Source organism: Dactylosporangium sp. CA-233914 (assembly GCF_050942935.1).
GTDB lineage: Bacteria > Actinomycetota > Actinomycetes > Mycobacteriales > Micromonosporaceae > Dactylosporangium.
In genome coordinates this window covers 4541525-4554609 of the sequence record NZ_CP192030.1, presented here as the reverse complement: position 1 = coordinate 4554609, position 13085 = coordinate 4541525, and the positions used below count along the sequence as shown (strand labels likewise).

The window sequence follows — 13085 nt, the reverse complement described above, 5'->3', positions numbered from 1 at the left end:
GGCACGACCATCGCTCCCGTCAGGCAGGCCAGGTCCGCCGTCCCAAGAACCACAACCTAGCGCGGCAGCTTCTGCAGGATGATGCGGGCCATCTCGGCGACGAGCGACGGATCCTGGGTGTACGCGAACTCCATGTCAGAGTGGGAGCCGCGCCCGCACACGGCGGCCCGGTAGCGCGGCGCCACGACGACGGCCGCGCACTCCTCGACCTCGGCGCCGGGTCCGAGGGCGAAGCGGACGCCGGGCGACACGGACGCCGGGTGCAGCGGCGCGACCAGCCCGACGAACGCGGCCAGCTCCGCGAGCCCGGTCAGCGACGGCAGCCACGACCGCGCCGTCGCCGCGTCGGTGCAGGAGGCGAGGACGACGGCCTCGGCGCCCGCACGCCGCAGCACGTGCTCCAGGTGCGCGCAGAACGCCTCGGGCGTGGCGGCCCGGGCCTTCCCGCGCGCGGCCGCCGCCTCGAACGCCGTGCCCGGCGGCAGGTGCAGGCCCGGCCGCGAGGCCCGCAGCAGCGCGGCCGCGTCGCCGAACGACGAGGACCCGCACTCCGCGATCGGCGCGGGTCCGCCGAAGAGCAGCCCCTGACCCCAGTGCGCGCCGAGCGCCCGCGCGTTGGCGAGGTCGTCCGGCGTCTCGATGCCCTCGGCCACGATCATCGCCCCGGTCCGCTCGGCGACGGCGCTGACGGCCGAGACCACCTCGACGGTCCGCGGCGCGTGCGGCGCCCGCAGCAGCGACAGGTCCAGCTTGACGACCTCGGGCTCCAGCAGCGGCAGGAACGCCAGGGACATCGGGTCGGCGCCGACGTCGTCGAGGGCCAGCCCGTGCCCGTGCGCCTGGACGGCGGCGGCCAGCTGCAGCAGCGCCGCCGGGCGGGCCGACAGCGCCCGCTCGGTGTACTCCAGCACGATCCGAAACGGCGGGTCGCCGCTCATCAGCTCCAGCAGCCGCGCCGACATCGCCCGGTCGACGACGGCCGGCTCGGCGTTGACGAACAGCAGCGGCGGCGGCGGTCCGGCCGCCCGCGCGGTCTCCAGGGCCCGCTCCGCGCAGAGCGCGTCGAGCTCGGCGAGCCGCCCGGCCGCGACGGCCGCCGCGAAGAGGTCCCGGGCCCGCCACAGCGGGCTGCCGGCGGGCCCGCGCGCGAGCGCCTCCAGCCCGACCGGCCGCAGCCGGCCCAGCTCCACGATCGGCTGGAACAGCGGCTCCACCGCGCGCTCGACGAGGACGCGCTCGATGCTCCAGCCCCCGCCCCGGCCCATCGATGCGAGCCTGACGGAACCGGCCTGCGCAGAGCCGAGCTCCGCGGAGCCGCCCATGACCGGGGGCAGCCCCAGCACGGCGGCGCGGGAGACGGCGGGCGAGTCGAACATCCCCAGCGGTGTCACCTCGACGGTATCGTCCTGCAGCCCGACCTCGCTCCCGGCCGGCGGCGAGGTGCGCCGGGCCCGCAGCGCCGCCCGGGTGACCCGGGACCGGAACGAGGACGGGCGCAGCGGCATGGGTATCGGCGTGGGCACGGAGGGTGAGCCATGGGCCGCGGCGGGCGGAACATTCGGCCGGTCCTGGGCCTGCATGCCAACCTCCCGGCTCGACACCGCCGCGTGCCACCTGGCGAAGACCCTAGCCCCTGACCCGCCCGGGAACCAGCCGGGCAGGTCAGGGACTCCAGATGGGCATGGATCAACCAGGTTGGATCAAGCCGTCGCGGCGACGACCTCGATCGACCTGGTGTCCGCGGAGATCGCCGAGTCCGAGTACCGGCAGTCCCGCAGCTTCTTCTGGGAGTACAGCTGCGTCTGGTCGGTGTAGTTCGACGACGCGCGGTCGCCGGACTCGCTGAAGGTGAGGATGCACTTGGCCGACGGGCCGCTGGTGGTGTAGGCGAGCGTCAGCAGGAAGCTGGTGCCGTAATTGACCACGTAGCCCTTGTCGGTCAGGTCGCTGCCGGGCACGAACGTCCCCGGGTCCATGAACGGCTCCAGCGACGAGCCGGGCAGTGGCTCGTACTGCGCCATGCTGGCGATGCCGATGTTCTCCGTGGAGCCGGGCACCGGGATCTTCTGGCCGTTCTTGACCGTGTACTGCACCTGCGACATCGCCACGTTGAGCGCCAGCCCGACGGCCCGCATCCGCTGCATGCCCCGGGCCAGGCCGGCCAGCAGCTCGCCGGGCGCGGCGGGCCCGCCGCGCGGGGTGCGGGTCGGGTCGGCCGGGTTGAACGCCACGCCGAACAGCGACCCGGCCTCGTCCAGCGCACCGGGGTTGGCCGCGACGACCGCGCCGACGGTCTCCCGCCACAGCACCGCGCCGCGGCTTGCCAGCTCGAACTGCTTGTCCCAGTTGGCCAGCACCGTGCAGCCGGGGCTGACGTCGACCGGCGTGCCGTCGACGACGACCGGTGTGGTGCCGCGGGCCCGGCAGGCGGCGACGGTGTACGCGGCCAGCTGCGCGGCGGTGTACGTGTCGCCGGACAGGATCGTGGTGCCCAGCCCCGCGAGGTCGAACTTGGCGGTGCTGTTGATGAGCTTCACGTTCTGCCTGGTCCGCACGGTCAGCGGCGTGCCCTCGGGGCCCTGCAGCGGCGTGAAGCCGGTCAGGAACTGGTTGGCGTTGGGCACCCAGTGGCTGTCGTTGGAGTTGAACACGTAGTCGCGGCGGGTCAGCTGCGGCTGCTGGGCGAAGGGCACCAGGCCCGGCGAGCGGGCGCCCGGCGCGACGACCCAGGCGTTGGCGCTGTTGCTGCCGTCGAGCAGGCCGAGCGGGTTGCCCGACCACTCGGCGATCGAGGCCGGCGAGAGGTTCGGCGTCGGCGAGGAGTCGACGTAGAAGGCGTTGCCGGAGGAGTCGGTGGCGATCGTGTTCACCCACGGGATGCCCTGGTCGCGGGCGATCGAGGCGCGCAGGCCCGACACGTCGGTGGCGCGGGCCATGTTCATCCAGACCCGCAGCAGCCGGTCGTTGTCGATGTTGGCGTCCCGGTACGTGATCGCGGAGTACTCGTTCCAGCCCAGCGACGGGTCGATGGCGGACAGGTCGAGCACCGGGCCGTAGCGCGTCGAGTACATGGTCCGGGTGACGTCGGCGAGGGACCCGTTGGCCTGCTTGACCTTGACCGTGACGACCTTGCCGCTCATCGCCTCGGGCACGCCGTCCACGTAGTACTTCGTCGGCTGGTTCGCCACCAGGTTGACCGAGTAGAACGTGTATCGCGACCCGGCCGCGATCGTGTGCGTCCACGCCACCTTGTCGGTGAAGCCGATCTGCACGCCGGGCAGGCCGCCGAGGCTCGCGCCGTAGACGTTGACGTTGCCCGGCACCGTCAGCTGGTTCTCCCAGAAGCGCAGCTCGCCCTCCCAGGGGAAGTGCGGGTTGCCCACGAGCATGCCCTTGCCGGTCTTCGACTTGTCGGCGCCGAGCGCCCAGCCGTTGCTCGACAGCGACTTGCTCTGGCCCGTCAGCTGCGCGACCCCGTCCTTGACCAGGCCGGGCGCGATGGCCGGTGCGGACGCGGCCGCGGACGGCGGGGTGGCCAGGGCGATCGGGGCGAGCAGCGCGCCGCCGCTGGCCAGCAGGGCGATGTCGCGCTGGTACGCCAGCAGGTCCACGGCGCCGATCGGCTTGACCCACGGCTGCCCGGCGCACCAGCCCGGCACCCGGGCGGCGCCCCTGGTGGCCAGGAACGCGTTGTAGCCACGCACGTAGCCGTTGACGATGTCGCGCTCGTCGGGCTGCAGCGTGGCCAGCTGGGCCTGAGCCCGCTCGACCACGCCGAGCGAGGCGTAGGCGAAGTCGGTGGCGAGGTTGGCGCCGTCGGCACCGGGCCCGAAGTAGCGGGAGCGCTCGCTGCGCACCTTGACGATCTGGTCGGCGAGGTCGCAGAAGCGGTCCTCGGCGTAGGCCCACGCCTGCCCGAAGGCGGCGGAGCCGAGGTTGGAGGCGCTGATGTGCGGCACTCCGTAGGAGGTGCGCTTGATGACGGCGGCGTATCCGCCGGCGGCGACCGCATCGGCGGCCGCGGCGGCCGGCCCGGCTGCGGTGGCGACGACGGCTGGGGTCAGAAGCGCCGCGGCGGCGAGTGCGGTGACAACCCGGCGGGTTGCGATCACGATTCCTCCGTTGGGACCTGGGCATGCGGCAGCAGACGGGGAAGCAACACCAAGGGAACTGAGCGCGTCAACCACAGTACGCAGCGTCATCACTGGTTTCAATGGCCACACCAGTAACACACCGGACCCGCGGGACATCGAAACCATTAAATCTCGATGCATAGACTGTGGTGTATGCTCCAGTGGAACCGAGGTACACCTCGTCGCCGGTGCGCAGGTCCGCCGACAGCTCGGCATCGAACATGATCGTGTCCTGGCTGTCGCACGTCGGCCCGGTCAGGCAGAACCGCTCGCGCCGGGCACTGCCCCGCGAGTCGGACACCGGAAACCGCAGCTGGTTGCCGGTCTCGAGGCTCTCCATGAGCCCGTTGAAGGCCCCGACGTCCAAGTGCGCCCAGCGCCGGCCGCCCCGCACGGCGGTGCCGATGACGGTCGCGCGCAGCCGCCCGGCCTCCGCCACGAGCGCCCGGCCGGGCTCACAGACGGCCGCCACGGGGTACGGAAGACCCGCCAGCCCGGCCGCGATCGCGGCGCCGTACTCGGCCGGCGGGGGCGTCTTCCCGGCGTACTTCGCGGGAAAACCGCCACCGAGGTTCACCATTTGCAAGAAGACATCTTCGGCGGCCAATTTGTACATGACGGTCCCGACGGCGCGTAGCGGCGCCCGCCACGCGTGCGGCAGCAGCATCTGCGAGCCGACGTGGAAGGCGGCCCCGTACGGGCGCAGGCCCCGCTCGCGCGCGGCCAGCATGAGCGTCACGGCGGTGTCGACGTCGACGCCGAACTTGCCCTCGCTGGGCACGCCGCTGCGGATCTGGTGCGCGGCCAGGCGCACCACGACGGCCGCGCCGGGGGCGGCCACGGCAAGCTTGTCCAGCTCGTCCTCGCAATCCACGGCGAAGCGCCAGACCCCGGCCGCGTGCTGGCGCACGATGTGCGCCAGCGGCTTGACCGGGTTACTGGAGAGCACCTGCGCCGGGTCGTGCCCGATCGCCGTCAGGGCGTCGAGCTCGGCGGCGGAGGCGATCTCGAACCGGCACCCGAGGGCCTGCAGCAGCGCGAGGATCTCGGGGTGCGGGTTGCATTTCATCGCATAGTGGACGGCCACGCCCGGCAGCGCACCGGTCAGCCCGCGGTAGGCGGCGGCGACGCGATCGAGGTCGATGACGAGCTCAGGGGTTGGTCCAGGGGTCGGCGACGAGGTCAGAGGAAGGCCGTCGAGGTGGTCCATGGACCCCTCCCGAGATCGCAGATGGCGACGGAATGTTGTCACCATATTGCACTCGGTGACTCTTGGACTACTCTCAATAACACCATCGATCGAGAAAAGTAGATCGACTTCTGGTAGTGCCGAACACGTGCCTAGCCGACGGCGATCGGAGTGCTGGATGAACGTCAAGATTGTCGACCAGGTGCAGGGCGAGCAGCGCGAGGAGGCGTGGACGCTCTACTCGGAGGCCTTCGCCGAACTCAACGCGCTGGCCGTGCAGCGCCACCTCATGTACCGCGACGAGTTCGACGGCGTGATGGAGGACCCCCGGGTCCACAAGTACCTGTGCATCGACGACGATGACACGGTTCGCGGCTTGTCGATCTACACCAACAACCTGCACGCGGTGCCGCTGATCTCACCGCCGTACTTCGAGCGCCGCTGGCCCGAGCACTACGCCGAACAGCGCATCTGGTACTGCGGCTTCGTGGCCACCCAGGCCGACGCCCGGGCGGCCACCGCCTTCGGCGAGCTCGTCACGGCGATGTACCTGACCGCCGCGGCACAGAACGGGCTCATCGCGCTGGACTTCTGCAACCGCACCGACGAGGTCCGCCACATGGCCCGCGTGGTCCGCCTCATGCTGCACCGCCTCTCGGGCGACGTGAAGGCGCAACGCATCGACGAACAACAGTACTGGCTCTACGAGTTTCCGCAATAACTCGCGGTCGCTTCGCCCCCTCCCCGGTGGGGGGCTCCGCCCACCCACACCCCCTGGCACACGTTGGTCGCGCTGGGAGTGCAAGGGGCCGGGTGCGTCGTGGTCGGGGCCTCGCTCGCTGTCCAGCTCCTACAACACCGGCTCGTTACAACATCGGCCCTACAGCAAGGGCTCGCGCCACATCGGCCAGACCGGCGGGCCGTCGGGCAGTAGCACCGGCGGCCTGCTTTCGTAGCCGTGGCGCAGGTACAGCTCGCGGTTGCGCGGATCGTTGGCCTCCAGATACGCCGGGAGGCCGGCGCGGTCCAGCCTGGCATGGTGCCGCGCCAGCAGCGAGCTGCCGATGCCGAGGTTCTGCCGATCGGGCCGCACCGCGACGAACGCCAGGTAGTGGTGCGGCACGAGCGGGTGCTCGGCCTCCAGCGCCGCGTCGAGCTCGCAGATGCGGTCGAACGCGGGGCCGGTGACCTCCTTGATCCGCCGGTCGTAGTCGACCGGCGGCGGGATGGCGCGCGTCAGCGGGAACCACAGCGCGACGCCGGAGAGCTTGCCGTCGATCGGGTCGACGCTGGCGTAGACCTCGCCGTGGCGCACCGCGTGCTCGGCGAAGATGGCGAAGTACTCCGGGCTGGACTCGCGGCGCAGCGCCGCGTCCGGCATCAGCCAGCGCGCGACCGCGCCGTCGCTCATCGCCGCGGTGAGCACCTCGGTGATCTCCTCGGTGCCGACCGGGTCCATGTCGCGGACGACCACGTCGGAAATGGCGTGCGTCATATGTTCCTCTCCCGAACGAGCCGCACGGGCTCCTAGCTGAGGCAACGGCCGGTGGACGGTGCCGGTTCAGGCCGCATGGTGTGCGACGTCGGCGGTGACCCGGTGCGGCCTCGTGGGCCGCCCGAAGACGCTCTCCGCCGCCACGAAGCCCTCGGTGCCGCGGCCGATCCCGGCGTAGGCATCCGGCCGCGAGCCGCGCATGATCGCGGCCCAGCCGACGCCGAAGAGGGCGCAGAGCGCGTAGACGGTGGGGAAAAGCCAGTTGAACGGCGAGTCGCCCGGCACCTGCAGCAGCTGGCCGAGGCCGATCACGGTCGCCGCGAGCACGACGGTGAGCAGCAGGAACGCGAGCATCGGGGCGATGCGGGCGCGCCAGACGTTCTCCCGGCGGCGGTTGCGCACGAAGAAGCCGACCACCGCGGCGGACGTGGCCCACATGAGGATCAGCACGCCGAGGCCGCCCACCACGGTCATCCACGCGAACAGGTGCACCAGCGGATCGGTCTTCGTCACCCAGTACACGATGAGGACCCCGAGCGCGAGCACGCTCTGGGTGATCGAACCCGCCATCGGCGCGCCGGTGCGGGGGTGCACGACGCCGTAGACGCGCGGCAGCACGCGCTCGCGCCCGAGGGCGAACTGGTAGCGGGTCACCGAGGTGTGGAAGGCCAGCATCGCCGCGAACACGCTGGTGAGGAACAGGATGTAGCCGGTGTTCACCAGCGCCTCGGGCACGTAGCCCTGGACCAGGTTGAAGACGAGGTCGGTCTGGTCGGCGCGGGCGGCGCCCACGATGTCGCCGGCGTTGACCGACATCGCCCACGCCGAGACGCCGCACAGCAGGCCCGGCAGGAACACCGCCCAGTGGGTGGCCCGGCCGATGGTCTTCTTCGGGTCCTTGGCCTCCTCGGAGAGCACGACGGTGGCCTCGAAGCCGACGAAGCCCGCGATCGCGAGCACCAGCATCGCGACCACCTCGGGCGTGGCCAGCTGCTGGGGGTTGAGCGGGCCGAAGTCGACCCGGCCGCCTGCGGGGTGGGCGAGCATCACGAAGTCGTAGATGAGCACGATGGCGATCTCGACGGTGAGCAGCACGGCGAGCACCTTGCCGCTGAGGTCGACCCAGAGCACGCCGAGGATCGCCACCAGGAACCAGCCGGCGACCGAGCAGACGAACCAGCTCACGTGGATCCCGCTGGCCGCGAGGATGCCCTTGGCCACCACCCCGAACAGGCCCAGCAGGCCGATCTGCATCGCGGCGTAGGCGGGCAGGGCGATGAACGCGGCGGCGACCCCGATCATGCGGCCCAGCCCGTGGCTGATGTAGCTGTAGAACGCCCCGGAGTTGACGATGTGCCGGCTCATGGCCACGAAGCCGACGGTGAACAGCGACAGGATGAGCGCGGCCACGAAGTAGACCAGCGGCACCGCGGTGTTGCCGACGACGGCGTAGATCGTCGAGATCGAGCCCAGGATCACCGTCAGCGGTGCGGCGCCGGCGACGCCGAAGAACACCACCGACGGCACGCCGAGCCGGTTGCTGGCCAGCCCGCGCGCGACGATGTCGGGCCCGGTCAGGGTCGAACGCGCCATGGTTTGCGTCTCTTTCTCACACGCGCAGCGAAGCGCTGGAATCAACGACGGCCGGCGGCCAGGGCGGAGCCCACCGCGGCCTCGGTGTACTGCACGAGCTGGACGAGGTCGTCCGGGAGCGAGCTGAGGATCCCCGGCATCGCCTGCATGCAGTCACGCTGCTGCTGGGGACTGAAGAACACGTAGCGCGTCAGGCCGGTCGCCACCACGAGCGCGACCAGTACCCGGTCGGAGAGGTTCATCGACCGGCGCCGACCGAGCGCCTCGGCGAGCCGGATCGACTCCCACGCCGCGGCGTTGCGCTGGTCCGGGCTGACGGGCATGTAGAGGGTCTGGGCACTCAGCAGCTTCCGCTTGGTCACCGGCTCGACCACGCCGGCCCGCAGCAGCCGCTCGCCGACCTGGTCCGCCGCCTCCTGGGAGAGGTAGGCGAGCCAGGTGCGGATCTCCTTGTGCTGGGGCTGGGCGACGAGCAGGTCGAGCAGCGTGTGGGCCAGGGAGTCGCCGGGCGGCTCGTGGCTGACGACGTAGAGGTCACCGGTCATGGCGCGCAGCCGGCCGAAGAGCATGAGCTCACCCAGCAGCCCCGCCGCGAGCCCGAGGCCGGTCGCCCTGGGGTGCAGCCGCGAACGTCCGGTCCGGTCGTCGTGCGCAATCAGGTAGTAGCTGTTGGCAAGCACCGCAAATCACGCTCCTCGGCACGGGGCGAAAGGAGATCATGAATGAATGAAGGTTCACCCTCGATGTCCCCAGCATCATGTACCAAGCACTACGCGTAGTGCAACGAGTACTAGACTCCTAGAATCAGCGAAGGGCGAATTGCATAGGATTCAGGGCGTGCAGACGGACACCACCAGGACACCCGAGGAGGCATCGGTGGCGGTCGACGAGGGGCCGACACTGCGCCGCCGCCGGCTGGCCGCCGAACTGAAGAAGTGCCGGGAGGAGGCGGGCCTGACCCAGGAGGCCGTCTCCCGCCGGTTCGAATGGCACTCGGCCAAGGTCACCCGCATCGAGAACGCGCGGGTGCCGGTCACCCCGCGGGACGTCAACGACCTCCTGACGCTCTACCGCGTGGCCGACAGCGAGTATCGCGACGCCCTGATGACCCTGGCCCGCCTGGCCCGCCAGCGTGGCTGGTGGACGGACTACAAGGACGTCATGCGGCCGGGCAACTTCGTGGGCATGGAGGCCGACGCCTCCTCTGCCAAGGTCTGGGAGCCGATCGTGCTGCCGGGGCTGCTGCAGAGCGAGCCGTACATGCGCGCCCTGTTCGGCAGCGGCCGCAGCCACGACCCGCAGGAGGCCAACGACCGCCGCGTGGAGCTGCGAAAGACCAGGCAGCGGCGGCTGAGGGGGCCGTCGCCGCTGACGCTGTGGGCGATCGTGGACGAGTCGGTGATCCGCCGGATGGTCGGCGGCCCGGACGTCATGGGCGACCAGTGGCACCGGCTCCTGGAGGTCGCCGGGCTGCCCAACGTCACGCTGCAGGTCCTGCCGTATTCGGCGGGCGAGCATGCGTTCCTCGGCGGTTCGGTCGCACTGCTGGAGTTCCCTGACGTCGCCCACTTGGACGTCGTGTACCTCGAAGGGCTTGCCGGGGACTACTACGAGGAGCAGCCTGCAGAGGTCAAGCGTTATCGGCTCGAGTTCGAGCGCCTCAGCACGCGGGCGCTCACGCCGGAGGCGTCGGCCGGGATGATCCAGGGCCTGCTCGACGGTCTCTGACGGCTGGGGAGCCCGCCAGGAAGGGAGGTGTGCTATGCATGGCAACGAGTTTCCAACATGCAGCCTGGCGTAAAAGCAGCCGCAGCAACGGTAACGGCGGCGCCAATTGTGTGGAGGTCGCGGTCACCGGCGCCAGAATCGGTGTCCGCGACAGCAAGAATCCCACCGGGCCGGTTCTGCAATTCACGACCACGGATTGGGAATCGTTCGTGGACGGCACGAAGCACGGACGCTTCGATTCCGCCCACTAACGACATGCTGGATCAGTGGCGGTGCTGCCGACACCGTCACTGAATTGTGCAGGAACATTTGCACGGGCACTTCGTCGTGCCACCTCGGGACCGATAACGCCTGACGGCGCGTTGCGGGGGGCCGGTGCGTGCAGCACCGGTCCTCCACAATGACGCCCGGTCCGGGTCGATCAGCGCGAAGCCACATCGAACCCAGGATGGGCGACGCATCGATGCTATTGCTCATCTTGGCCGATGCCCAGCACGTCGTTTCGCAGTATCTGCGATTTCTGCCGAACCCCCACCGGACCGGTCTCACAGGCCCAGACCCCCGCAGAGCCGACGACCGTGATCGATCTTCGCGCATGACGGAGCCAGTGGATCGCGGGTGCCCGGCCACCGGGTCGAACGGCGTCGTGCTCCGCCCCGGCCCGCACCCCGGATAGGTCGGCGGCCGGTATATGCCGCGTTGCCTGGCGTCGACAAGGCGCCCGCCGATCCGTGAGACTGCTCGGCGTGGAGTCGCGGATCGCCTTTGCCGGGGCCCGGTCGGGCACCGGGCCGGCCACCTGGGGTCAGAGCGCGATCTGGGACGTGGTGCGGCGGCTGGGCGACGACGCGGCGCGGTACAACGTCTCGGGCGGCCTGCCCCTGGACCCGCCGCTGCCGCTGCCGCGGTTGCACGAGGTGGTCCGGGCGCTGCTGCGGCGCCACGACTCGCTGCACACCACGCTGCGCACGCTCGACGACGGCCGCCTGGAGCAGGTCGTGCACGCCGGCGGCGAGGTCGAGCTGCACACCCGCGCCTGCGAGCCCGCCGACGTGCTCGAGACCGCGTACGCGTTCTACCACGAGCTGCAGGCGATCCCGTTCGACGCGGAGCGGCAGCTGCCCATCCGGGTCGGCGCCGTGCTCGCCGGCGGCAGCGTCGGGTACGTCATCCTGTCGCTGTCGCACACCGCCACCGACGGCTGGGGCCTGCGCGGCCTCCTCGCCGACTGCGCAGCCCTGTGCGCGGGCCGCGCCCTGCCGGACGACGAGCGCCAGCAGCCCCTGGAGGAGGCGGCGTACCAGACCTCCGACAAGGGCCGCCGCCGCGACGCCGCCGCCCGCCGCTCCTGGCTCGCCAAGCTCGCGAGCGGCCCGGCCAGCCAGTTCCCGCAGCGCGCCGGCCGCCCCGCCGCGCCCGCCTTCCCCAACGCGGTGCTCAACTCCCCCGCCCTGGCCCTGGCGCTGGACCGGGTCGCCGCCGGCCTGGAGGTCAACCAGGGCTCGGTCCTGCTCGCGGCCGCGGCCGCCGCGGCCGCGCGGCTCGGCGGCGCCCCCGACGCCGTCTTCCAGGTCGTGGTCAACAACCGCTTCCTGCCCGGCATGGCCGGCACGGTCAACACGATCGCCCAGGAGGGCCTGCTCCTGCTGCCCGACACCGCCGAGGACTTCGCCGCCCTGGTCCGCCGCACGTTCGGCGCCGCGCTGTCGGCGCAGCGGCACGCGTACTACGACAAACTCGCCCTGAACCGCGACATCGCCGGCCTGCGCGCCGCGTGCGACCACTCCTGTTTCATCAACGACACCCGCGGGCTGATGCCGGTCCTGGGCTACGCCAAGCCGGCCGACGAGCCCCTGGACTCCGCCCGCGAGCGCACCACGCTGTCGTGGCCGCTGGAGCACGCCCCGCGCCGCAACACGACGTTCGCGCTGGACGCCCAGGACGCGCCGGGCAGCCTGGAGCTGGCGATGACGGCCGACGCCGCGGTCCTGCCCCGCCCGGACATGGAGCGCTTCCTGTTCGGCATCGAGGACCTCGTCGTCACCCAGGCCCTGACCCTGCCGTGAGGCCCTGCGGGCCGTCGAGAAAAGTTCTGGAGAAGCTGACCGGGGACCGATGAGTTCCCGGGGAGGGTGGCGTTACACCTCGCGTCCACGGCACACGGCCGGGGTACCGAGGAGGAAACCACAGTGAACGTGATCATCTACGGCGGGGCGGGCAGCATCGGCAGCGCGGTCGCGGAGGCGTTCGCGCGTCAGGGCGCCACCGTGCACCTGACCGGGCGGACCCCGCAGACGCTGGAGGCGGTCGCCGCGCGGATCCGCGAGGCCAGCGGGAAGGCCGAGACCGCCGTCGTCGACGCGTTCGACGAGGCCGCGGTCGAGGCGCACGCGGACAGCGTCGGGCGGATCGACGTGTCGCTCAACCTGGTGCCGCGCGGTGACGTGCAGGGCATCCCGCTGGTCGGCATGAGCACCGAGGATCTCACCCGGGCGGTGACCCGCGGGCTGACCACGAACCACATCACCGCCAAGGCCGCGGCCAGGCGGATGGCCGGGCAGGGCGAGGGGCTCATCCTCGCGCTGGACAGCGGCTCGGCGCACAGCAGCCCGATGATGGGCAGCACCGGACCGGCCGACGCGGCGCTGGACACGTTCGTGCGCAACCTCGCGATGGAGGTCGGGCCCAGCGGGGTACGCGTGATGGGCATCTGGGTCGCCGGCATCCTGGAGACGCTGACCCTGGAGAAGCTGCGGGCCGTCAACGCCGCCATCGACGAGGGTGCCATCGCCGGCATCCACGCCAACCTCGACGCGCTGCGGATGCTGCGCCGCTCGCCGCGGCTGGCGGACCTCGCCGAGACGATCGTGTTCCTCGCCTCGCCGGCGGCGCGCGGCCTGACCGGCACATGGGTCAATGCGACGGGCATGTTCGTCAGCTGAATCCC

The 13085-nt window shown here is 71.3% G+C and carries 11 protein-coding genes; 5 read left to right on the top strand and 6 right to left on the bottom strand.

What is annotated here, in order from left to right:
* Positions 1-56: 56 nt before the first annotated feature.
* The 3 genes from ACQPY0_RS20420 to ACQPY0_RS20410 form a co-directional block, all read right to left on the bottom strand.
* Complete coding sequence (locus ACQPY0_RS20420) at positions 57-1505, bottom strand: EAL domain-containing protein (protein ID WP_432991142.1); 1449 nt, start codon at positions 1503-1505, stop codon at positions 57-59.
* 195 nt (positions 1506-1700) lie between these two features.
* Positions 1701-4112, bottom strand: coding sequence for a penicillin acylase family protein (locus tag ACQPY0_RS20415; protein WP_432991139.1), 2412 nt, complete (start codon positions 4110-4112; stop codon positions 1701-1703).
* Positions 4113-4179: 67 nt separating this feature from the next.
* Positions 4180-5343 carry a type III PLP-dependent enzyme gene (locus tag ACQPY0_RS20410; protein WP_432991136.1) on the bottom strand — a complete coding sequence of 388 codons (1164 nt, stop codon included), beginning with the start codon at positions 5341-5343 and terminating at the stop codon, positions 4180-4182.
* A gap of 157 nt (positions 5344-5500) precedes the next feature.
* Here ACQPY0_RS20410 and ACQPY0_RS20405 point away from each other — a divergent pair, with 157 nt between their 5' ends.
* Positions 5501-6043 carry a hypothetical protein gene (locus tag ACQPY0_RS20405; protein WP_432991134.1) on the top strand — a complete coding sequence of 181 codons (543 nt, stop codon included), beginning with the start codon at positions 5501-5503 and terminating at the stop codon, positions 6041-6043.
* Positions 6044-6202: 159 nt separating this feature from the next.
* On the opposite strand, the gene ACQPY0_RS20400 is transcribed toward ACQPY0_RS20405, so the two are convergent.
* From ACQPY0_RS20400 to ACQPY0_RS20390, 3 genes are all read right to left on the bottom strand, one after another.
* Complete coding sequence (locus ACQPY0_RS20400; RefSeq protein WP_432991131.1) at positions 6203-6817, bottom strand: GNAT family N-acetyltransferase; 615 nt, start codon at positions 6815-6817, stop codon at positions 6203-6205.
* A 66-nt stretch (positions 6818-6883) separates the two neighbouring features.
* Entirely contained in the window at positions 6884-8410 is a 1527-nt protein-coding gene (locus ACQPY0_RS20395) for an APC family permease (protein WP_432991129.1), read from the bottom strand.
* Positions 8411-8451: 41 nt separating this feature from the next.
* Entirely contained in the window at positions 8452-9090 is a 639-nt protein-coding gene (locus tag ACQPY0_RS20390) for a GOLPH3/VPS74 family protein (RefSeq protein WP_432991126.1), read from the bottom strand.
* A gap of 157 nt (positions 9091-9247) precedes the next feature.
* Here ACQPY0_RS20390 and ACQPY0_RS20385 point away from each other — a divergent pair, with 157 nt between their 5' ends.
* From ACQPY0_RS20385 to ACQPY0_RS20370, 4 genes are all read left to right on the top strand, one after another.
* On the top strand, positions 9248-10138 hold the full coding sequence (locus tag ACQPY0_RS20385) for a helix-turn-helix domain-containing protein (protein WP_432991123.1): 891 nt from the start codon (positions 9248-9250) through the stop codon (positions 10136-10138).
* Between the two features lie 38 nt (positions 10139-10176).
* Positions 10177-10389 (top strand): DUF397 domain-containing protein, encoded by a 213-nt coding sequence (locus ACQPY0_RS20380; protein WP_432991120.1) that lies wholly within the window; start codon positions 10177-10179, stop codon positions 10387-10389.
* Between the two features lie 480 nt (positions 10390-10869).
* Positions 10870-12204, top strand: coding sequence for a condensation domain-containing protein (locus tag ACQPY0_RS20375; protein WP_432991117.1), 1335 nt, complete (start codon positions 10870-10872; stop codon positions 12202-12204).
* Positions 12205-12327: 123 nt separating this feature from the next.
* Entirely contained in the window at positions 12328-13080 is a 753-nt protein-coding gene (locus ACQPY0_RS20370) for an SDR family NAD(P)-dependent oxidoreductase (protein ID WP_432991114.1), read from the top strand.
* Positions 13081-13085: the final 5 nt, after the last annotated feature.

Bases quoted from the DNA above. Each gene is read 5' to 3' on its own strand.
- ACQPY0_RS20420 (WP_432991142.1), bottom strand. From the start codon at position 1,505: ATGCCGCTGCGCCCGTCCTCGTTCCGGTCCCGGGTCACCCGGGCGGCG.
- ACQPY0_RS20410 (WP_432991136.1), bottom strand. From the start codon at position 5,343: ATGGACCACCTCGACGGCCTTCCTCTGACCTCGTCGCCGACCCCTGGA.
- ACQPY0_RS20405 (WP_432991134.1), top strand. From the start codon at position 5,501: ATGAACGTCAAGATTGTCGACCAGGTGCAGGGCGAGCAGCGCGAGGAG.
- ACQPY0_RS20400 (WP_432991131.1), bottom strand. From the start codon at position 6,817: ATGACGCACGCCATTTCCGACGTGGTCGTCCGCGACATGGACCCGGTC.
- ACQPY0_RS20395 (WP_432991129.1), bottom strand. From the start codon at position 8,410: ATGGCGCGTTCGACCCTGACCGGGCCCGACATCGTCGCGCGCGGGCTG.
- ACQPY0_RS20380 (WP_432991120.1), top strand. From the start codon at position 10,177: ATGGCAACGAGTTTCCAACATGCAGCCTGGCGTAAAAGCAGCCGCAGC.